The sequence below is a fragment of the Frigoribacterium endophyticum genome, assembly GCF_011759585.1.
Lineage (GTDB): Bacteria > Actinomycetota > Actinomycetes > Actinomycetales > Microbacteriaceae > Frigoribacterium > Frigoribacterium endophyticum.
On the sequence record NZ_JAAOYV010000001.1, the window covers coordinates 830,602 to 849,549 of the forward strand.

Genomic DNA, 18,948 nt, shown 5'->3' on the forward strand with positions numbered 1-18,948 from the left:
CGGCGACCGACGGGCGACGCCTCGGAGACGCCCCGTGACGGGCGGCTAGCCTGTGCGCATGACCCGCGCCGCGCCTCCCTCGTCCGGACGCGCCGACACGGGGAGCGTGCCCCTCCCGACCGGGTCGGCGGTGTCCGCGGCCCCGACTGCCCTCGCGGCCTCAGACCGGGGTGCCATGAGCACCGCGCGCCGGGTCACCGCCTCGCCCGTGCTGCTCGGCGTCGCCGTCGTGCTCGTGCACCTCTGGCTCGGGCACGCGGCGCTGACCGGCCCGAACCAGCCGATGGGCGACGTGCTCAGCGTCTACTCGACGTGGATGCAGCGCGGCGTCGGCGCGGGGGACTGGGTCGGCATCGACCGGCCGTGGGTGTACCCGCTGCTGGCCGCCGTGCCCATGCTGCTGGCCCGCGTGGCCGGCCCTGAGCACTACGGAACGGCATGGCTCACGATCGTCCTGCTGCTCGACGCGGCCGCGCTCGCCGTCCTGACCCGCGGCGGCCGCCGCGAGCTCGCCGCGGCGTGGTGGTGGCTGGCCTTCCTCGTCGTGCTGGGGCCCATCGCCGTGGGGCGCATCGACGCCGTCACGGTCGCCCTCGCCCTGGTCGGCCTCCTGCTGCTCACCGCGCGCCCCACGCTGGCCGCCGCCCTGCTCACGGTCGCCGCCTGGGTCAAGGTCTGGCCGGCGGCCCTCGTCGTCGCCGCGCTGATCGCGGTGCGTCGGCGCCGCGACGTGCTCACCGCGGCGGTGACGACGAGCGTCGTCGTCGTCGCGATCTCGCTCGTGCTCGGCAGCGGCGCGACCGTGCTCGGCTTCGTCGGGCAGCAGGCGGGCAGGGGCCTCCAGGTCGAGTCGCTCACCGCGGTGCCGTGGCTCTGGCGGGCGGCCTCCGGAGCCGCCGACACGAGCGTCTACTACGACCGCGAGATCCTGACCTTCCAGGTCTCCGGCCCCGGCGTCGCGCTCGCCGCCCAGGCGACGACCGTCGTCATGGCGCTGGTCGTGCTCGCCGTGGTGCTGCTGGGGCTGCGGGCCGTGCGCTCCGGGGCGTCGGCCGTGCGCCTCCTCGCGCCCCTCTCGCTCGGGCTGGTCACGGCCCTGATCGTCACCAACAAGGTGGGCTCGCCGCAGTTCGTCTCGTGGCTGGCCGTGCCCGTCGTGGTCGGCCTCGTGCTGCAGCGCCGGGGCGGGCCCTCGTTCGTCGTGCCCGCGGCGCTGAGCCTCGTCGTCGCGGGCCTGACCCAGGTCATCTACCCGTGGTGCTACGACTCCCTCCTCGCCGCCGAGCCCTGGATGGTGCTCCTGGCCACGGTGCGCGGGCTCGGCGAGGTGGCCCTGCTCGCGCTCGCCGGGGCCCAGCTGTGGCGGCTCGGCAGGACGGCGACGGCAGGGCGGGGCAGGATGGGCGCATGATCGTCGCCTTCTCCGTCTCGCCCAGCGGCGGTGCCCCCGCCGGCCACCTCGACCCGGAGGCGCACGGCGACTCCGTCCACGACGCCGTCGCCGCGGCCGTGGCGGTCGTCCGGGCGTCGGGCCTGCCGAACCGCACCTCCTCGATGTTCACCGAGATCGAGGGCGACTGGGACGAGGTCATGGCCGTCGTCAAGGAGGCCACGGAGGCGGTGGGCCGCTTCGGCACCCGCGTCTCGCTCGTGCTCAAGGCCGACATCCGCCCCGGCCGCACCGGCGAGCTGACCGGCAAGGTCGAGCGCCTCGAGGCCGCCCTCGGCGAGCAGGGCTGACCGTCGTGCTGTTGACCGTCGTCGGGGCCCTGTTGCTCGTGCCCGGCCTCTTGGCCTACACCGGGGCCTGGCGGCGATGGTCGGACCCCACCGTGCTGCACTGGCCGTTCGGGCTGGCGTGGGCCGGGGTCGGCCTCGCGCTGGTGGACGCAGGCGCCCTCCTCTGGTCGACGTCGGCGCCCGTCGCCGACGTCGTGCAGCAGGTCGGCCTGGCCGTCTGCGTGCTCGGCATCGTCTTCGCCTTCTGGCTGCCGCAGTTCCTCCTGCCGCGCTGGTACCGCGACGCGAAGTCCGGCGGCGGCCGCCGCGCCACGCGCTAGGCGACCCGGGCTCGCGGCGACGGCGCCGTCGGCTATCGTGGGGCAGACAGGACGTTCCTGCCCCGGCCCCGGTGGGGGCGCCGGGGCGTGACGACGACGAGGGGGCTCGACGTGGACGGATGGAAGATCGACATGCCCGCGGCGCGCGACGCCGTGTCGCAGGCCGGGGCGCAGCTCGACGGCTTCGACGACGTGGCCAGCGCGATCTCGACGGCGATCGACGACGCCCAGGGGGCGACGCTGGGCAAGACCGCCGCCGCCGTCGCCGACATGGCGCACAACCCCTTCCTCATGCAGCTCACGCTGGCCCGCTCGATGGCTGCGTCGAGCATCCAGAAGACCGGCGCGGCACTCGACGCGTACGAGGCGGGCGACCAGGAGATGGCGCTCGAGAACTCGCGGGGAGCAGGACGATGAGCGGCGAGGAGCTCGCGGTGCTGCCGAACGCCGCCGCGGTCGAGGCCGCGGCGGGGGCCTTCGCCGACATCGGCCCGGCCGCCGACTCCGCGATGGCCGGCCTCACGTCCGCCTGGTCGCGCCTCGCCGCGCCCGGCGTCTACCAGTCGCCCGAGTCGGCCCCGGTGCTCGCGGCCATGGACGAGCCGAGCACCGTCGCGGGCACGCTCGGCGACGACGCCGCCGCGGCGAAGACGGCTCTCGAGACCTACGCGACGACGCTCGCCGGCCTCGAGGCGCGCCGTCGGCAGCTCGTCGACGACCTGGCCGACCGCGACGCGGCCCTGGCCGCGCAGGCCGCCGACCCCACCTCGCCCCCCGACCCCTCCACGAGCGGCCAGGCGGCCCTGGGGCTCGCCACGCGCATCACCCAGTTCAACCGCGACGCCGAGCAGGCCGACCAGGACTGCGCCGACGCCCTCGTGCGGCTCGTGCGGTACTCGTCGAAGCAGGTCGCCGACTTCGTCGACGCCGCGAACGACGTCGTGGGCCATCCGGTGCTCGGGCTCGGCGTGAGCATCGCCGACCAGTGGGACGAGGTCAAGGACGTCTTCCAGGGAGAGGCGCAGCGCTGGGGGTTCTTCACCACCGACGGCGACCATCGCGGTCCCTTCGCCGCGACGAACGAGCACGGCCAGGTCGTCCGGCCCGTTCCCCCCGTCGACGACGCGCGGCCACCGGGTGCGAGGGCGACCGGCGGCGGCGCCGGGGCCGGTGCCGCCGCGACCGGGGCGACGGACGACGTGGGCCGAGGCCGCGTCGCCGGCCCCTCCGCGGTGTCCGAGGCGGGCCGGCTGGGCGGGCGGGCGCTCGGCGTGGCCGGGGCCGCGCTGACGATCGGCACGTCGTTCACCGACCAGTACCGTCGCGACCAGGCGGCCCACCCCGAGTGGGACGAAGGGCAGCGTCGCAAGAGCGCCGCGACGACCGCGGCGTTCCAGGGCGGCGGCTCGGCCGCCGGGGCCTGGGCCGGCGCGGCCGTCGGCGCCCAGTGGGGCGCGACGATCGGCACGATGATCTTCCCCGGCGCGGGCACCATCATCGGCGGCCTGGCGGGCGGCATCATCGGAGGCGTGATCGGCGGCGGCATCGGGCAGAAGATGGGCGAGGGCCTGCAGGACCTCGTCGGCGACCTGTTCGGATGACCGGCCCCCAGACCACGGGCCTGCGAGGCGGAGGTTCGCCGCCGCCGCCGTCCGCCCCGAGACGACGACCAGGGCCACCACGACACGAGACGAGAGCACTGTGAGCAACGGCTGGCGCACGAGACGGGACGGCCCCGTGCAGATCCAGGTGCCCGAGGAGTGGGCGGACCTCGACGAGGGCACCGGGCCCCTGGTCATGGCCGAGCCCGAGCGGCTCGACGGCGGGTTCCGCGCCAACGTCGTGGTGCTGCACCGGGCGAGCGAGCAGCCCGTCCACGAGGCGGGCGCCCTCGCCGTCGCGGAGGTCTTCGCGTTGCCCGCCCCGAGCCACGTCCTCTCGAACGACGTCTGGGACCTGCCGGACGGCCCGGGTCGCATGCTCGACTTCCTCTGGTGGCAGGGCGACGTGTGCGTGTCGGTGATGCGCTGGACGATCGCGACCGGTCGTCGCGTGGTCGAGGTGACCGCCAGCGTCGGCGTGCTCGACCGCACGGGGTACGAAGAACTCCTGGTCGCGATCGCGGCCCGGCTGGCTGTGGAGGACGACCGATGACCGAGATCCGACTCGACGAGGACGCCACCGAGAAGGGCGGCGCCCCCGCCGAGCTGCTGACCCGCATCGCGAGCCGCCAGCCGTACCCCGCCGGGGACGCGCTGGTCTCCGTCGCCGCGTTCGACTTCCTCTTCGCGTCCCGGGGGCGGGGCCTGCAGTCCCGTCGCCGACGGGGCACCCCGGAGGCGGGCGAGCTCGTCGAGCTCGGCTGGCTCGACGCCTTCGGAGGCCCGTCGCCGGTCGGCCAGGAGATCGTCGACCTCCGGTCCCGGGCGCCGATGTCGTTCCGCGCGACCGCGAGGGGGGCAGGCGTGACCACCACGTGGACGGCGTGGGTCGACGGTGCCCGCGCGCTCGTGCTCGCCGAGCCCCAGAACCTCGACCGGTCGGCTCCGCGCGTCGAGGAGCGGGCCACGCTGCACGTCACGTCGAACGGCTCGGCGCTGGGGCTCCTGCTCTCGTGGATGGGCGTCGGCCCGGCCTGGACGTTCCAGCACGAGCCGGGCAAGGACCAGATCTCCCGTCGGGCCCTCGACGCGCGCGTCGACGCCCCCGTCGGGCAGGTGCCCCCGGTCGAGCCCGACCCGAGCTGGACGACGGCCCGGGCGTGGTCGGCCGGCCAGTGGACCTGGTTCGAGGTGGGCTCCGGGGTGAGCCGGTTCGGCACGACGGCCGTCCGCACGGGCGACGTGGGGTGGCTCGTGCCGCGCGACGTCGACCGGTCGACGGTGCGGCTCGACCCGACCCTCCCCGGTGACGTCTTCCGCGAGGTCGCGACCATGTGGGTCGACTCGCTGGAGGGCCGCCGACGCCGCTGACCGCCTCGACGGGTCAGCCGTCCTCGCGACCATCGTGCTCGTCGTGTCGGGGCCCCAGGGGCTGCGCCCGCGCCTCCCCAGGGCGTACCATCGAGGGTCGGGTCGAATCGATTCGAACCGACACGGTCAGGCCGGAGGCGCGACGTCGCCTCCGCCCACGCCCCCAGCTCGCTCGACGGAGAGCCCTGGGCCCCCTCAGCCCGACACCTCCGACCCAGCGAAGGCAGCCGCCCGTGACCACCCTCTCCACCCGTCGCAAGACGTTCGCCCTGATCGCCCTCGCGCTCGGCGGCTTCGGGATCGGCTCGACCGAGTTCGTCGCCATGGGCCTGCTGCCGAACATCGCGCAGGACCTGCTGCCCGACCTCTGGGCGCAGTCGTCCGACGCGGGCATCGCCCGCGCCGGCTGGCTCGTCAGCGCCTACGCCCTGGGCGTCGTCGTGGGGGCGCCGACCATCGCCGCGATGTCGTCGCACCTGCCGAAGAAGAAGTTGCTGATGGGCCTCCTCGCGCTCTTCGTCGTCGGCACCGTGCTGTCGGCCGTGCTGCCGTCGTTCGGCTGGGTGCTCGCCGCGCGCTTCTTCGCCGGGCTGCCGCACGGCGCCTACTTCGGCATCGCCTCCATCGTGGCCGCGACGATCATGGGGCCGGGCAACCGGGGCAAGGGCGTGGCCCTCGTGCTCAGCGGCCTGACGATCGCCAACGTCGTGGGCGTGCCGACGATCACGGCCCTCGGCCAGGCGCAGGGCTGGCGCACGGCCTACCTCGCCGTCGCCGCGATCTTCGCGCTGACCTTCGTGGCGGTGGCCTTCGCCGTGCCGCGCATGGAGGGCGACTCGTCCGCGTCGATGCGCCGTGAGCTCAGCGCGTTCCGCAAGCCGCAGGTCTGGCTCGTGATGGGCGTGGGCGCGATCGGCTTCGGCGGCTTCTTCGCCGTCTACAGCTACATCGCCAACGCGGTCACCGAGGGGGTCGGGGTCGACGAGGGCGTCGTGCCGTGGGTGCTCGTCGGCGTCGGCGTCGGCATGACGATCGGCAACGTCATCGGCGGCTGGGCCGCCGACAAGAACCTCAAGGCGGCACTCACGGTCGGCTTCGTCGGCCTCATCGCCGCCCTCGTGGCCTACGCCCTGCTCGTCGACAGCCTCGTCGGCATCTTCGCCACGACGTTCCTGCTCGGGCTGGTCAGCTCGATGATCGGCCCGTCGGTGCAGTCGCGCCTGATGGAGGTCGCCGGTGAGAGCCAGGTGATCGGGGCCGCCCTCAACCACTCGTCGATGAACCTCGGCAACAGCGCCGGGGCCTACCTCGGCGGCGCCGTCATCGCGGCCGGGTTCGGGTTCGCCGCACCGGGCTGGGTGGGAGTCGCGCTGGCCCTGGCCGGGGTCGTCCTGACGGTCGTCAGCTTCCGACTCCAGAAGACGGGCGACGCCCGCCAGGCGGCGCTCTGCGCCGCCGCCCGCGAGGCGGACCACAAGGAGGACACCGACACGGGCTCCGTGTTCATCGGGCAGCGCTAGCGGCGGGAGCCCTCGCGACGACGAACGGCCCGGCTCCCCTCGAGGGGAGCCGGGCCGTTCGCGGTGCTCGGGGCTAGAAGCTCGTCTGCGCCGGGGTGTCGATGAGGATGCCGTCCTGGAGGGCGCGCTTCCGCAGCGCGACCTTCGTGCCGACGTCGTAGCCCGCGACGCGGTACTTCTCGCGGATGCGCTTGAGGTAGCTCTTCGCGGTCTCTTCGCTGATGCCGAGCTGGTACGCCACGGCCTTGACGGGCTCGCCGCCGCCGTAGAGCGCCATGACGCGGCGCTCCTGCGCACTGAGCTTGGGCACGCCGCCGATCTCGGCGGCGTTGAGGGCGAGGTCGAGCTCGGCCGAGATGTACGACTCGCCCTTCGCCGCGGCGCGGATGGCCTCGACGATCATGTCGGCGTCCTCGCTCTTGACGAGGTAGCCGAGCGCGCCGGCCGCGAGGGCCTCGCGCACGACGTTGGGCTCGGAGTACGTGCTCATCAGCACGGTCTTGACGCCCGTGGTCTTGAGCGTGTTGATCTTCAGCGAGATCGGGATGTTGTCCTTCAGGTCGAGGTCGAGGAGCACGACGTCGACCGGGAACTCGGGGTGCGTCAGGAGCTCGGGCCAGGAGGCCACGGCCGCGACCATCGAGATGTCGCTGGCGGCACCTCGGATCCACTCGCTCAGGGCTCCGAGCAGCATCTTGTGGTCGTCGACCAGGGCCAGACGGATGCGGTCGTCGGGGTTCGTCACGGGTGCCTTCTTTCTCAGGACGTGGTGTTCAGACTAGACGGAGGGACGGAACGGGCTGTCACGACTCGGCGGGGTTGTCGACGATGCAGTGCAGCTTGATCATGACGCTCTGCTCGTGGGTCGAGGCGGTGTACTCGCCGACCCGCTCGAGGGCGTTCCAGGTCGCGGGGGTCACGCGGTTGCGCCGGATGCCGGTCGTCGTCAGCACGACGGGCACGTCGACGCTGCGCCCGGCGAGCGACGCGATGGACTTGGTCGACGCCGTGACCGGGCCGAGGGTCAGGGTGATGGTCGTGCCCGGGGTGCGGCTCTTCGAGTCGCCGAGCAGGAGCCAGACGGCCTGCAGGAGGCCGTCGCGCTGCGGGGGAGCGAGGAGGCCGGCGAGCGACGACGGGTCGACCAGCGTGACCGACCGACCCAGGTACTCGGACTCGGTGACCGCGTGGTGCAGCCAGGTCTCGCGCCGCCCCTCGATGAGGTGGAGGCGGAGCTCGGTCGCGAGCGAGGCGGCCTGCGAGGCCACCTTGGGCGCGAGGGGGAGGGGCACGTCGCCGCCGGCGACCCCGTCGAGCAGCTTCTCGGCGGCGAGGTCGAGCCGCGCGAGCTCGTCGCTCGCCAGCATGCCGACGGCGAACCGGGGCTGCGTGACGTTGCTCTGCACGAGCACGCGGTCGAGCTCGACCTGCACCATCCGCCGGAACCGCTGGACGATCGACGTCGCCACGGCGGAGGGCAGCACGGCGAGGGCGATGACGGAGAGCTGCTGCGGCACGGTGTCGGCCGTCAGCGGCGTGGTCACGAGCACCATGACGACGAACGCCACGAGCAGGACCCCGGTGGCGACGACGATCTCGCGGGCCGGCCGGAGCGTCACGATCGGGAGCAGCCCGAAGCCCACGGCCACGGAGGCCGTCGCGAAGGCGCCGACGTCGTGCAGCGGGGCGATGGCGATGAAGTCGAGCGCCACGACGACGACGAGCACGCCGCCGATGACCGCGAAGACGGAGCCCGTGAGGCGCTCGCCCCGGATGGTCACCAGGGCCGCCGTGCCGACGAACGTGGCGATGTAGAGCAGCCACGCCACGAGGGCCGGGGCCACCGAGGGGTAGTCGGCGAGGTGGCTGAGGAAGAAGACGAGGCCGTAGACGGCCTGGAGGCCGGCGATCACCGCGGCGCCGAGCCCGAGGTAGCCGGTGCCGAGGGTGGCGCCGGCCGCCCGGGCCTGGCGGAGGGAGCGTGCGCCGGTCGAGCTGATCGGCAGGCCGCGTGCCGCACGACGGCCCCGCACGACGCCGAGGGTGTTCTCGTCGATGCTCATCGCGGTGCCTCCAGGACGACGGTGGTGCCCGAGCCGGGCGAGGAGAAGAGCCGGGCGCTGCCGCCGACCTCGCGCAGGCGGCCGACCACCGACTCCTTGAAGCCCAGCCGCTCCTCCGAGATGCCCTCGAGGTCGAAGCCGACGCCGGCGTCGGTGACCATGGCCCTCACCATGTCGTCGTCGTGGATGATCGTGACGTGCGCCTCGGTGACGCCCGCGTGTCGCCGGACGTTCTCGAGGCACTCGGCGAGGGCGAGCAGGAAGGCGTCGAGCACGTGGGTCGGCAGGAGGACCTGGCCGGTGCCGTGCCAGCTGACCTCGAGGCCCATGCGGCCGAAGCGCTGCTTGACCGACTCGAGGGTCTGCCCGAGCGGCGCCTCCTCGACGGTCTCGAGCGAGTACTCGCCGGAGGCCTGCGGCTGGGGCGTGCCGCCGAGCCGCAGGTGGCGGAGCAGCCGGGCGTCCTCCGCGGCCTGCGCCTGGAGCGCCTGGGCCGTGACGCCGACGCCCGAGTGCGCCAGGAGCGTGAGGGTCGCGAGCACGGTGTCGTGCAGGAGGCGCGCGCCCTGCCGGCGCTGCGCCTCGGTCTCGCTGGCCTGGCGCTCCGCCCGGTGCGCGTTGCCGATGCTGTAGATGCGTCGCGCGGCGAGGGGCACGCTGCGGCCGAGCCAGATGCCGGCGACGAAGACCAGCGCCCAGCCGAGCACGACGGCCGCGACGGGGAAGGTGAAGAGCGAGCCCGTGGCCAGCGCGACGAGGGTGACGGCGACGACGAACGCGACCGACGCCGTGACGACCCGCAGACGGCTCGACGACAGGACGATGGTGAACGAGGCGGTCGCGCCCCCGGCCAGCGGCACGACGGCGGTGGCGATGCCCGGGCTCGGCTCGCCGGTGGCGGGGAGGAGGGCCACGACCGTCGCCGCGATGCCCGCCGTGAGGCCCACCACGACCCACGCCCGCGCGTGGCCGCCCGAGCGGCCGACGATCGCGAGCGCCACGATGAGCACGAGCACGAGGGGCACGACGGCCGCCAGGTGGAGGGGGTCGGCCACCCCGGGGTACGCCAGCGCGAGGAGGCTGACGGCCGCGCAGGCGATGCCGAGGGTGCGCGCCGTGCTGCTCAGCAGCCGGTCGCGCTCCTGGGCGAAGATGTCCATGGTGTCCCTGAGTCGGACTGCTGGTGTCGTGGAGGCCTGCCGGGTGACAGCGACCTCACCATGTTTTCACACCAGGACCACCCGTGGGGGTGGTAGCGCGCGCGACGCGCCGGGGAGCGAGCCGGATTCAGGTCTCGAGCAGGCGTCGCAGGTGCCCGCCGACCGCCTCGTTCTCGATGAGGAACCCGTCGTGGCCGAACTCGCTCGAGATCACGGCGGCGTCGCCCCCGTCGAGACCGTGGGGCAGGAGGCGCGCGATGGTCCGCTGGTCCGCCACCGGGAAGAGGCGGTCGCTGTCGATGCCGAGCACGAGCGCCCGCGCCGAGACCCGGCCCAGGGCGGTCTCGACGCCGCCCCGCCCCCGGCCCACGTCGTGCGAGTTCATCGCGCCGAGCAGCGTCACGTAGCTGCCGGCGTCGAAGCGCCGCGTGAACTTGTTGCCGTGGAAGTCGAGGTAGCTCTCGACCTGGAACCGGCCCGGCCCGCCGAGCGGGCTGACGTCGCTCTGCCACGCACGGCCGAAGCGGGCGTTGAGCTCGTCGGGCGAGCGGTAGTTGAGCAGGGCCATGCGCCGGGCGAGCGCGAGGCCGCGGTACGGGCCCTCGCCGTCGGCGGCGTCGTGGTAGTCGCCGTCGCGCCAGCCCGGGTCCATCCGGACGGCCTCGCCCTGCACCGTGTTGAGCGCGATCTGGTCGGCGCTGGCCAGCGGCGGCGCCGCGAGCACGGCCAGGCGCTCGAGGCGGTCGGGGTGGCCGACCCCCCACTCCAGGGCGTGCATGCCGCCCATCGAGCCGCCGACGACCGCGGCCCAGCGCTCGACGCCCAGCGCGTCGGAGAACGCGACCTGCGCCTCCACCTGGTCCCGGATCGTCAGGTGCGGGAACCGCGACCCCCACTCGACGGCGTCGGGCGCGAACGACGACGGGCCCGTGCTGCCCTGGCAGCCGCCGAGCATGTTCGGGGCGACGACGAACCAGCGGTCGGTGTCGATCGCGAGGCCGGGGCCGACCACGCCGTTCCACCAGCCGGCCGTCGGGTGGCCGGTCGTGGCCGGCCCCACGACGTGGCTGTCGCCGGTGAGCGCGTGCAGGAGCAGCACCGCGTTGCCGCGGTCGGCGTCGAGCTCGCCCCAGGTCTCGTAGGCGATGCGCGTCCGGGCGAGCGAGCCTCCGCTCTCGAGCGGGAGGTCGCCGAGCGTGACGAAGGAGCGGTGCCCGGGGTCGTCGCCGTCGCGCCACGCGCCGGTGGCCGGCGGCTTGCCGAGCATCGCCAGGCGGTGACGCTCGGAGACGATGCTCGACGGGACGGTGTCCTCTGATGTGCTCTGCCAGTCCATGTCGTCTCCATCATGGGGGTGGTCGGGGGCCGCCGGCCGGTCAGGACGACCGCAGGGCCTCCTGCGTCGTCCGGCGGGCCGATGCGAAGCCGGCCTCGAGGTCGGCCTTGAGGTCGTCGACCGACTCGATGCCGACGGAGAGCCGGACGAGGCCCGGCGTGACGCCGGTGGTCAGCTGCTGCTCGGGGGTCAGCTGCGAGTGCGTCGTCGAGGCCGGGTGGATGACGAGGCTCCGCACGTCGCCGATGTTGGCGAGGTGGCTGAACAGCTGCAGCGAGTCGACCAGCGCACGGCCGGCGTCGACCCCGCCCTTGAGCTCGAACGAGAGGACGGCGCCGACGCCCCGGGGTGCGTACTTGTTCGCCGCCGCGTACCAGGGGCTCGTCGGCAGGCCCGCGTACCAGACGGCCGCGACGTCGTCGCGGGAGTCGAGCCACTCGGCGATCTCCTGGGCGTTCTGCACGTGGCGCTCGATGCGGAGGCTGAGCGTCTCGATGCCCTGGATGAGGGCGAAGGCGCTGTCGGCGGCGTTCGACGACCCGAGGTCGCGGAGCAGCTGCACGCGCGCCTTCACCACGTAGGCCAGCTCGTCGCCCACCGCCTGGGTGTAGACGGCGCCGTGGTACGAGGGGTCGGGCTCGGTGAGGCCGGGGAAGCGCTCGGCGTGCTCGCTCCAGCGGAAGGTGCCGCCGTCGACGATGAAGCCGCCGATGACGGTGCCGTGCCCGCCGAGGAACTTCGTGGCCGAGTGCACGACGACGTCGGCGCCGTGCTCGAAGGGGCGGATCAGGTAGGGGGTGGCGATCGTGTTGTCGACGATCAGCGGCACGCCCTCGGCGTGGGCCACCTCGGCGACGAGCTCGATGTCGAGGATGTTGATCTTCGGGTTGCCGATCGTCTCGGCGAAGAAGAGCTTCGTGTTCGGGCGGACGGCCCGGCGCCACTCGTCCGCGTCGTCCTGGTCCTCGACGAACGTGGTCTCGATGCCGAGCTTCGCGAGCGTGTACTTGAAGAGGTTGTAGGTGCCGCCGTAGATCGACGACGACGACACGATGTGGTCGCCCGCCTGGGCGATGTTGAGCACGGCGAACGTCGACGCCGCCTGGCCCGACGCCACGAGGAGGGCGCCGCTGCCGCCCTCGAGGGTCGCGATGCGCTGCTCCACCACGTCGTGGGTCGGGTTCATGATTCGCGAGTAGATGTTGCCGCTCTCGGCCAGGGCGAAGAGGTCCTGGGCGTGCTGCGAGTCGCGGAAGACGTACGAGGTCGTCTTGTAGATGGGCGTCGCCCGGGCGTTCGTGGTCGGGTCGGGTCGCGCCCCGGCGTGGATCTGCCGGGTCTCGAACTTCCAGTCGCTCTGGTCGGTCACGGTGGTCTCCTGCGTCGGTCGGTGCTGCTCGGGTCGCGGTGGGGCCACGGTACGACACGGGCCGCGGCGACCGGCACCGCGCGGACACGGGGCGTAACGGGTGTCGGGGCGCGGCCCGACGGGCGGCGGTAGCGTCGGAGGGCGCCGCCCCCGACCGTGGGGCGCGGGCACCGCAGAGAAGGAGACGCACATGGCGGGACGAGTCGTGGTGACCGGAGCGAGCTCGGGCATCGGGGAGGCCACGGTGCGCCTGCTGCGCGGCCGGGGCTGGGACGTGCTGGCGGTCGCCCGTCGCGAGGACCGCCTCCGCGCGCTCGCCGTCGAGACGGGGGCGACCTGGTTGCGCGCCGACGTCACGAGCGACGACGACGTCGCGGCGCTCCGCGCCCACGTCGAGTCGACCGGGCCGCTGCACGCCCTCGTGAACAACGCCGGCGGAGCGTTCGGCCTCGACAGCGTCGAGGCGGGCTCGGTCGACGACTGGCAGCGCATGTTCGACGTCAACGTGCTCGGCACCAAGCGCGTCACGGCGGCGCTGCTGCCCGCGCTGCGCGACGGAGCCGAGGAGGCGGGGGTCGCCGACGTCGTGACCGTCACCTCGATCGCGGGCCACGTCGCGTACGAGGGCGGCGGCGGCTACAACGCGTCGAAGTTCGCCGAGCACGCGCTCGTGGCCGTGCTGCGGCTCGAGCTCGCGGGGGAGCCCATCCGCGTCGTGGAGATCGCGCCGGGCATGGTGCAGACGGAGGAGTTCTCGCTCGTGCGCTTCGGCGGCGACCAGGCGCGGGCCGACGCCGTCTACGCCGACGTGCCGGGGCCGCTCACGGCCGACGACGTCGCCGAGTCGATCGTGCACGCGATGGAGCTGCCGAGCCACGTCAACCTCGACCTCGTCACCGTCAAGCCGGTGGCGCAGGCCGCCCCGCACCGCGTCGCCCGAGGCGCTCTGGCCGTCCGTCGCCCCTGACGGCTCGTCCTCGCCGACCGCGAGCGGTCGCTGGGACGGTCGTTCGTACTGCCCCTCGCTCGGTCCGTCGGGCGCCCCAGACCCTCGTGCGGGGGGTGAGTCGGGCGAGGAGCGGGTGAGCCGACCCGCCGCCGTCAGTCTCGGGCATCCCCCAGAACGGGGGGCAGGGTGGCCCCCGTCCGCGGGGCCGACGGCCCCCCGGGGGTGCTCGATGACCCCCGTCCGAGGGGCGTCGGCGCCATCCGTGTCCCCCTAGATGCGGACTCACGGCCGTGATGAGATGAGAGGCCCTCGGATCAGAACGGGGGACGCGGGCGACCCTCCGTCAGCGTCGGGCGGGTCGCCAGCGGCGGCAGGCGCCGGCCGGGCAGAGCGAACAGTCCGTCCCGGCCCGGTAGTGCTCGTGGGCCTCCAGGGCGTGCCCGCAGACGCAGAGGGCCGCAGGCTCGGGGCGATCAGCGGTCACGGTGGTCTCTCCGGGGGGCTCGGGCGGGCGCTCGGGGCGCCCGTCTGGTGTCCGGCGATCCTATTCGTGGACCGCTCGGGAGGCCCGGGGGCTGCGACGTCGGACCTGGGAGTCGGCTGGTGGGGGGACAGTTCGGGGGACACGCGGTGTCCGCCATCGGTACCGGCCAGTATCGGCCGACAGGCCGCGGAGGTGTCGGCCGCGACGCCCCGACGGCGACGGATCACCCCTCGACACGACCGGGTGGGGGTGCTTGCGCGCCGCCGCCAGGCGCGTATGTTGGTGCTCACCCGACAGCGGCGCCGATCGAACCCGAAACTCGATCGGCCCGCCCAGCCCGGCTCGACGGACCCGAAAACCCCGAGTCGCCGGCTCTCCACCGCAGGCCACCCCACCTGCTGGTTCGCTCACCCACGCAAGGACCCCCCTCGTGAACCCGGTCTCACCCCTGCCCTCGATCGCCCAGCCCCGGATCTCCATCGTCGTCCCGGCCCGCAACGAGGCCCGCAACCTCGAGATCGTCCTCCCGATGCTGCCCAGCGTGCACGAGGTGATCCTCGTCGACGGCCACTCGGTCGACGACACCGTCGCGACGGCCGTGCGCGTCATGCCCGACATCAAGGTCGTCCACCAGACCCGCAAGGGCAAGGGCAACGCCCTGGCCTGCGGCTTCGAGGCCGCCACGGGCGACGTCATCGTGATGTTCGACGCGGACGGCTCGGCCGACCCCGCCGAGATCCCGCGCTTCGTCGAGGCGCTCGTCGCCGGTGCCGACGTCGCCAAGGGCAGCCGGTTCGTGCAGGGGGGCGGCAGCGAGGACATCACGCACTTCCGTGCGCTCGGCAACTGGGGCCTCAACGCCCTCACCAACATCCTGCTCGGCACCCGCTACACGGACCTCTGCTATGGCTACAACGCCTTCTGGGCCCGCATCGTCCCGAGCCTCGAGCTGCTGCCGAGCGGTCTCGCGCCCCGGCCCGACGGCCAGATGCACAACGGCGACGGCTTCGAGATCGAGACGATCCTGAACTGTCGCACCGCCGCCCTCGGCTACGACATCGTCGAGGTGCCGAGCATCGAGAAGCTCCGCATCCACGGCTCGAGCAACCTCAACGCCGTCTCCGACGGGTTCCGCGTGCTCCGCGTCATCCTGGAGGAGCGTCGTCGTCGCCCGTCCGCGGCGGCCCGTCGCGCCTCGATGCGCGCCGCGGCGTCCCTGGCCCCCGAGCTCGTCGCGACGAGCACCGGCTCGATCCGGACCGGAGCGGGTCGGGACGTCGCGTGACCGGCGGCCCGGTCACCGTCTCCGTCGTCGTCTGCGCCTACACCGAGGAGCGCTGGGACGACCTGGTCGCCAGCGTCGAGTCGGTGCGCCGCCTGCCCGAGACGACCGAGGTCGTGCTGGTCGTCGACCACAGCGACTCCCTGCTCGCGCGGAGCCTCGCCCGCTGGAGCGACGTCGTCGTCGTGCCGAACCGCCTCCGCCAGGGGCTGTCCGGGGCGCGCAACACCGGCGTCGCCGTCGCCCGCGGTGAGGTCGTCGCCTTCCTCGACGACGACGCCGCCGCCGACCCATGCTGGCTCGAGCACCTCCTCGCGCCGTTCGCCGAGCCCGACGTCGTGGGCGTCGGCGGCCACGCGACCCCGCGCTGGCCCGACGGTGCCCGCGCCTTCTACCCGCCGGAGGCCCTCTGGGTCGTCGGCTGCAGCCACCGCGGCCTGCCGACGACGACCGCCGACGTGCGCAACGTGATCGGCTGCTCGATGGCCTTCCGCCGCGCCTCCGTCGTCGCCGTCGGCGGCTTCAACCTCGACACCGGCCGGGTCGGCACCGTGCCCCTCGGCTGCGAGGAGACGGAGCTCTGCATCCGCATCCGGCAGGCCGACCCCTCGGCCCGCATCGTGCTCGAGCCGCGCGCCGACGTCAGCCACCACGTGACGCCTCCGCGCGTGACGTGGGCCTACGCCCGTCGTCGCGGCTGGGGCGAGGGCCTCTCCAAGGCCGCCCTCAGCCGCCAGGTCGGCGCCGGCGACGCGCTCTCGAGCGAGTCCGACTACCTGCGCCGCGTCGTGCCCGCCGCCCTCGTCCGCGAGCTCGGGCAGACGGGCCGGGGAGGCGCGCGCCGCGCGGGCGTGCTGCTCACGGTGGTCGTCGCCACCGTCCTCGGCTACGCCGCCGGCACGCTCCGTCGCGCCCGTCTCGCGCCCCACGACCCCGCGGTCGGCCGTGCGCTCCTCGAGGAGGCGACCCCCGCCTCCCCGGGGCGGCCCGCCGTCGTCGAGGCCACCTCGTGACCGCCCTCTCGCTCACGCGCCCCATGGCGAGCACCGCGGTGCCTACCTGGGCGGGCGCCCTGTGGGTGGGAGCGGTCGACGTGGCCGACCTGGCACGCCCCGACGTCGACGACCTGCGGCTCGTCGACGCGGAGGGCCACCGCGCCGCGCGCCTGCTGGTGCGCGACGGGCGCGAGGTGCTCGGCGTCGTCGAGGTGCCGGTCGTCGCCGACCACGTCTCGATCGACCTCGTGCGCTCGGAGGCCGCGGACCTCCCCGCGGCGCCGCGCCCCGTCGTCGTGCCCTCCGGCGGGCTCCCCACCGTGACGGTCGTCGTCTGCACGCGTGACCGCGCCGAGCAGCTGCGCGGCTGCCTGACGTCGGTGCTCGCCCTCGACCACCCGGCCTTCGACGTCGTCGTGGTCGACAACGCCCCCTCGACCTCCGCGACCCGCGACCTCGTGGCCGCCGAGTTCGACGACCCGCGCGTGCGGTACGTGGTCGAGCCGGTGGCCGGCCTCTCCCACGCCCGCAACGCCGGCCTCCGCGCGGCGACCGGGGAGGTCGTCGCCTTCACCGACGACGACGTCGTGGTCGACGCCGGGTGGCTGCTCGGCCTCTGCGACGGCTTCGCCCGCGCCGACGACGTGGCCTGCGTGACGGGCCTCGTGGCGAGCGGGGAGCTGCGCACGGCCGTGCAGCGCTCCTTCGACGACCGCGTCTCGTGGTCGCGGAACGTCGCACCGCGCGTCTTCCGCCTCGACGAGCAGCCCGCCGACCTGCCGACCTTCCCGTTCTCGGTCGGTGCGTTCGGCACGGGGGCCGACTTCGCCCTCCGCCGCGACGTCGCGCTCGCGCTCGGCGGCTTCGACACGGCGTTCGGCGTCGGCACCCGCACCGCCGGGGGAGAGGACCTCGACGTCTTCACGCGCGTGCTCTTCGCCGGGCACGCCCTCGCCGTGCAGCCCTCGGCCCTCGTCTGGCACCGACACCGCGCCGACCTGGCCGCGCTCCGCGTCCAGGCGGCGGGCTACGGCACCGGCCTCGGCGCCTGGTTGGCCGGCGTGGCCCTCGACGGGCGCACGCGGCGCGCCGCGCTCCGCCGCGCGCCGCACGCGGTCGCGGCCCTCATCGCGAACGGGAAGGCGGGGTCCGCCACCGCCGCGACCTCCCGGGTGAGCACGGCCCCGGCCGACGCCGAGCTGGATCGTGAGCTCCGTCGCACCGCCCGCGTCGAGCTCGCCGGGGTCGCCCGCGGGCCGCTGCTCTACCTGCGACAGCGCTGGGACGGCGCGTCGACGATGCGCCCGGTGCCCACGCCCGTGGCTGCGGCGGCGCCGACGCCCGTGGCGGCCGCGACACCGGTCGCGGTGCCGATGCCCGCCCCGGTGCCGATGCCCGCGGGGGTGCCGACGCCGGTGACGGTGCCGACCGTCGCGGGGGCCGCCTCGTGACCGCCATGACCGTGCCCGCGCTCCGCGCCGCGACCCCCGCCGAGGGTGGCCGCCGCACCCTGCCCATCTCCGCCGTCGACCGCCTCGCCGCGGGCGCGCACGTGCTCGGCGTGATGGGCCCGCTGGTGCTGCCCCCGCGGGCGGCCCTCGTCGCCGCCCTGCACCGCGTCGTCTCCCTCGGGCCCGGTGCGCGCCTCGGGCTCGTGGCGGCCGACCGCCGCGACTGGGCCTGGACCCCCGAGACCCAGCGTGAGCTCTGCGAGCGGATGGTCCGCGAGATCCCGCCGCTCGGCGACGACCTCGCGCCCGACGAGGTGCTCGAGCACCTCGTCGGCATGATCGACGACGCCCTGCCGCTGCAGGTGATCCTCTCGGGTGAGCGGCTGCTCATGATCTACGACCACCAGGTCGTCGACGCGCGCTTCACCTCGCGGCTGCCCGCCGCCCTCCTCGACCTCGCCGCCGGCGGCGAGATGCCGGCCTGGCTCAGCGCCGAGGGCGTCCGCCACCCGCTGTGGCGTGCCGTCGCCGCCACGTACCTGCGCCACCCGGCCCGGGTGCCGGCGCTGCTGCGCGCCCGGCGCGTGCAGGTGCCCACGGTGCCGACCGGGGTCGTGCAGGAGCGCGAGCAGGTCGCGTGGGCTCCCTCCACCGCCGTGGCCTGGGGCCGGGGCGAGCGACGGACCTTCACCGAGCTGCGGCGCTGGCTCCGCGCCCAGCCGCACCCCGTGGCCTTCTCCAGCGCGGTCATCGTCGCGCTGCGCGCCGCGTTCGTCCGTGAGGGCGTGCGGCTGGCGGCCGAGAGCGAGCTCGTCTGGGACGTCCGCCAGTACCTGCCGGCCGGCGTCGACACCACCGGCAACTTCGTGACGGGCGTGCCCGTGACCGGGGTGGACGACCTCCTCGCCGTCGACGAGAGCATCCACGAGACCGTCACGTCGGGCCGGCCCCTCGCGGCCCTCGTCGCCGGTGCCGTCAAGGAGGCCGTCCGCCCGGGGGACCGCAGGGTGCCCGCCACAGCGCCGGCCCACGCCCGCGGCCACCTCGTCGTCAGCAACCTCGGCGTCGCCCGCACGATGCAGGGCCTGCCCTGGGTCCGCGACGGCCGGCCGGCGGAGCTCGGCTACACCGTCCACCCCGTGCCGGCCGAGAACCTCTCCGTGCAGATCGCCGTCATCGACGGCGCCCTCCAGGTCGCGGTCGCCTACAACGACAACGTCTTCGACCGCGGGGTCGTCGACCGGGCCCTGGCGCGGTTCGTCGCCGACCCGCTCTCGCTTATCGACGGCGCGCCGGGCTCCTGACGG

18 protein-coding genes are annotated in these 18,948 nt (G+C 74.5%); 13 read left to right on the forward strand and 5 right to left on the reverse strand.

Annotated features, from left to right (window positions below; translation table 11 throughout):
- The first annotated feature begins 175 nt into the window (after window positions 1–175).
- The 8 genes from FHR77_RS03865 (at window position 176) to FHR77_RS03900 (ending at window position 6,552) form a co-directional block, all read left to right on the forward strand.
- On the forward strand, window positions 176–1,411 hold the full coding sequence (locus tag FHR77_RS03865) for a glycosyltransferase 87 family protein (RefSeq protein ID WP_167258902.1): 1,236 nt from the start codon (window positions 176–178) through the stop codon (window positions 1,409–1,411).
- On the forward strand, window positions 1,408–1,740 hold the full coding sequence (locus FHR77_RS03870; protein WP_167258903.1) for a thiamine-binding protein: 333 nt from the start codon (window positions 1,408–1,410) through the stop codon (window positions 1,738–1,740). The genes FHR77_RS03865 and FHR77_RS03870 overlap by 4 nt, the downstream gene beginning before the upstream one ends.
- 5 nt (window positions 1,741–1,745) lie before the next feature.
- Window positions 1,746–2,060, forward strand: coding sequence for a hypothetical protein (locus FHR77_RS03875; protein WP_167258904.1), 315 nt, complete (start codon window positions 1,746–1,748; stop codon window positions 2,058–2,060).
- Between the two features lie 111 nt (window positions 2,061–2,171).
- Window positions 2,172–2,477, forward strand: coding sequence for a DUF6507 family protein (locus FHR77_RS03880; RefSeq protein ID WP_167258905.1), 306 nt, complete (start codon window positions 2,172–2,174; stop codon window positions 2,475–2,477).
- Window positions 2,474–3,661 (forward strand): hypothetical protein, encoded by a 1,188-nt coding sequence (locus FHR77_RS03885; RefSeq protein WP_167258906.1) that lies wholly within the window; start codon window positions 2,474–2,476, stop codon window positions 3,659–3,661. Before FHR77_RS03880 ends, FHR77_RS03885 begins: the two co-directional genes overlap by 4 nt.
- Window positions 3,662–3,761: 100 nt before the next feature.
- The gene (locus FHR77_RS03890) at window positions 3,762–4,214 is read left to right on the forward strand and encodes a hypothetical protein (protein ID WP_167258907.1); all 453 of its coding nucleotides are present in this window, start codon (window positions 3,762–3,764) and stop codon (window positions 4,212–4,214) included.
- On the forward strand, window positions 4,211–5,032 hold the full coding sequence (locus FHR77_RS03895; protein ID WP_167258908.1) for a hypothetical protein: 822 nt from the start codon (window positions 4,211–4,213) through the stop codon (window positions 5,030–5,032). The genes FHR77_RS03890 and FHR77_RS03895 overlap by 4 nt, the downstream gene beginning before the upstream one ends.
- Window positions 5,033–5,265: 233 nt before the next feature.
- Window positions 5,266–6,552 carry an MFS transporter gene (locus tag FHR77_RS03900; protein ID WP_167258909.1) on the forward strand — a complete coding sequence of 429 codons (1,287 nt, stop codon included), beginning with the start codon at window positions 5,266–5,268 and terminating at the stop codon, window positions 6,550–6,552.
- Window positions 6,553–6,625: 73 nt separating this feature from the next.
- Here FHR77_RS03900 and FHR77_RS03905 read toward each other — a convergent pair whose 3' ends face one another.
- The 5 genes from FHR77_RS03905 to FHR77_RS03925 form a co-directional block, all read right to left on the reverse strand.
- Window positions 6,626–7,297: a response regulator transcription factor gene (locus FHR77_RS03905; RefSeq protein ID WP_056053789.1), complete on the reverse strand. Its 672-nt coding sequence runs from the start codon at window positions 7,295–7,297 to the stop codon at window positions 6,626–6,628.
- A gap of 58 nt (window positions 7,298–7,355) precedes the next feature.
- Window positions 7,356–8,615: a hypothetical protein gene (locus tag FHR77_RS03910; protein ID WP_167258910.1), complete on the reverse strand. Its 1,260-nt coding sequence runs from the start codon at window positions 8,613–8,615 to the stop codon at window positions 7,356–7,358.
- Window positions 8,612–9,775 carry a sensor histidine kinase gene (locus tag FHR77_RS03915; RefSeq protein ID WP_167258911.1) on the reverse strand — a complete coding sequence of 388 codons (1,164 nt, stop codon included), beginning with the start codon at window positions 9,773–9,775 and terminating at the stop codon, window positions 8,612–8,614. The genes FHR77_RS03910 and FHR77_RS03915 overlap by 4 nt, the downstream gene beginning before the upstream one ends.
- A 127-nt stretch (window positions 9,776–9,902) precedes the next feature.
- Complete coding sequence (gene metX, locus FHR77_RS03920; protein ID WP_167258912.1) at window positions 9,903–11,111, reverse strand: homoserine O-acetyltransferase MetX; 1,209 nt, start codon at window positions 11,109–11,111, stop codon at window positions 9,903–9,905.
- Window positions 11,112–11,151: 40 nt separating this feature from the next.
- Window positions 11,152–12,480 (reverse strand): bifunctional o-acetylhomoserine/o-acetylserine sulfhydrylase, encoded by a 1,329-nt coding sequence (locus FHR77_RS03925; RefSeq protein WP_167258913.1) that lies wholly within the window; start codon window positions 12,478–12,480, stop codon window positions 11,152–11,154.
- A gap of 190 nt (window positions 12,481–12,670) precedes the next feature.
- Here FHR77_RS03925 and FHR77_RS03930 point away from each other — a divergent pair, with 190 nt between their 5' ends.
- The 5 genes from FHR77_RS03930 (at window position 12,671) to FHR77_RS03945 (ending at window position 18,945) form a co-directional block, all read left to right on the forward strand.
- Window positions 12,671–13,447, forward strand: coding sequence for an SDR family NAD(P)-dependent oxidoreductase (locus FHR77_RS03930; RefSeq protein WP_167258914.1), 777 nt, complete (start codon window positions 12,671–12,673; stop codon window positions 13,445–13,447).
- An 896-nt stretch (window positions 13,448–14,343) separates the two neighbouring features.
- On the forward strand, window positions 14,344–15,198 hold the full coding sequence (locus FHR77_RS15545) for a glycosyltransferase family 2 protein (protein ID WP_341777212.1): 855 nt from the start codon (window positions 14,344–14,346) through the stop codon (window positions 15,196–15,198).
- Window positions 15,195–16,208 (forward strand): glycosyltransferase, encoded by a 1,014-nt coding sequence (locus FHR77_RS15550; RefSeq protein ID WP_208380397.1) that lies wholly within the window; start codon window positions 15,195–15,197, stop codon window positions 16,206–16,208. Before FHR77_RS15545 ends, FHR77_RS15550 begins: the two co-directional genes overlap by 4 nt.
- A complete protein-coding gene (locus FHR77_RS03940) occupies window positions 16,205–17,641 on the forward strand; it encodes a glycosyltransferase (protein ID WP_208380398.1) in 1,437 nt (478 codons plus the stop codon). The genes FHR77_RS15550 and FHR77_RS03940 overlap by 4 nt, the downstream gene beginning before the upstream one ends.
- Window positions 17,638–18,945, forward strand: a complete 1,308-nt coding sequence (locus FHR77_RS03945) for a hypothetical protein (RefSeq protein WP_167258915.1) — start codon at window positions 17,638–17,640, stop codon at window positions 18,943–18,945. Before FHR77_RS03940 ends, FHR77_RS03945 begins: the two co-directional genes overlap by 4 nt.
- Window positions 18,946–18,948: the final 3 nt, after the last annotated feature.

Coding starts and splice junctions, on each gene's coding strand:
- FHR77_RS03865 (WP_167258902.1), top strand. CDS start 176: ATGAGCACCGCGCGCCGGGTCACCGCCTCGCCCGTGCTGCTCGGCGTC.
- FHR77_RS03870 (WP_167258903.1), top strand. CDS start 1,408: ATGATCGTCGCCTTCTCCGTCTCGCCCAGCGGCGGTGCCCCCGCCGGC.
- FHR77_RS03885 (WP_167258906.1), top strand. CDS start 2,474: ATGAGCGGCGAGGAGCTCGCGGTGCTGCCGAACGCCGCCGCGGTCGAG.
- FHR77_RS03895 (WP_167258908.1), top strand. CDS start 4,211: ATGACCGAGATCCGACTCGACGAGGACGCCACCGAGAAGGGCGGCGCC.
- FHR77_RS03910 (WP_167258910.1), bottom strand. CDS start 8,615: ATGAGCATCGACGAGAACACCCTCGGCGTCGTGCGGGGCCGTCGTGCG.
- FHR77_RS03915 (WP_167258911.1), bottom strand. CDS start 9,775: ATGGACATCTTCGCCCAGGAGCGCGACCGGCTGCTGAGCAGCACGGCG.
- metX (WP_167258912.1), bottom strand. CDS start 11,111: ATGGACTGGCAGAGCACATCAGAGGACACCGTCCCGTCGAGCATCGTC.
- FHR77_RS03930 (WP_167258914.1), top strand. CDS start 12,671: ATGGCGGGACGAGTCGTGGTGACCGGAGCGAGCTCGGGCATCGGGGAG.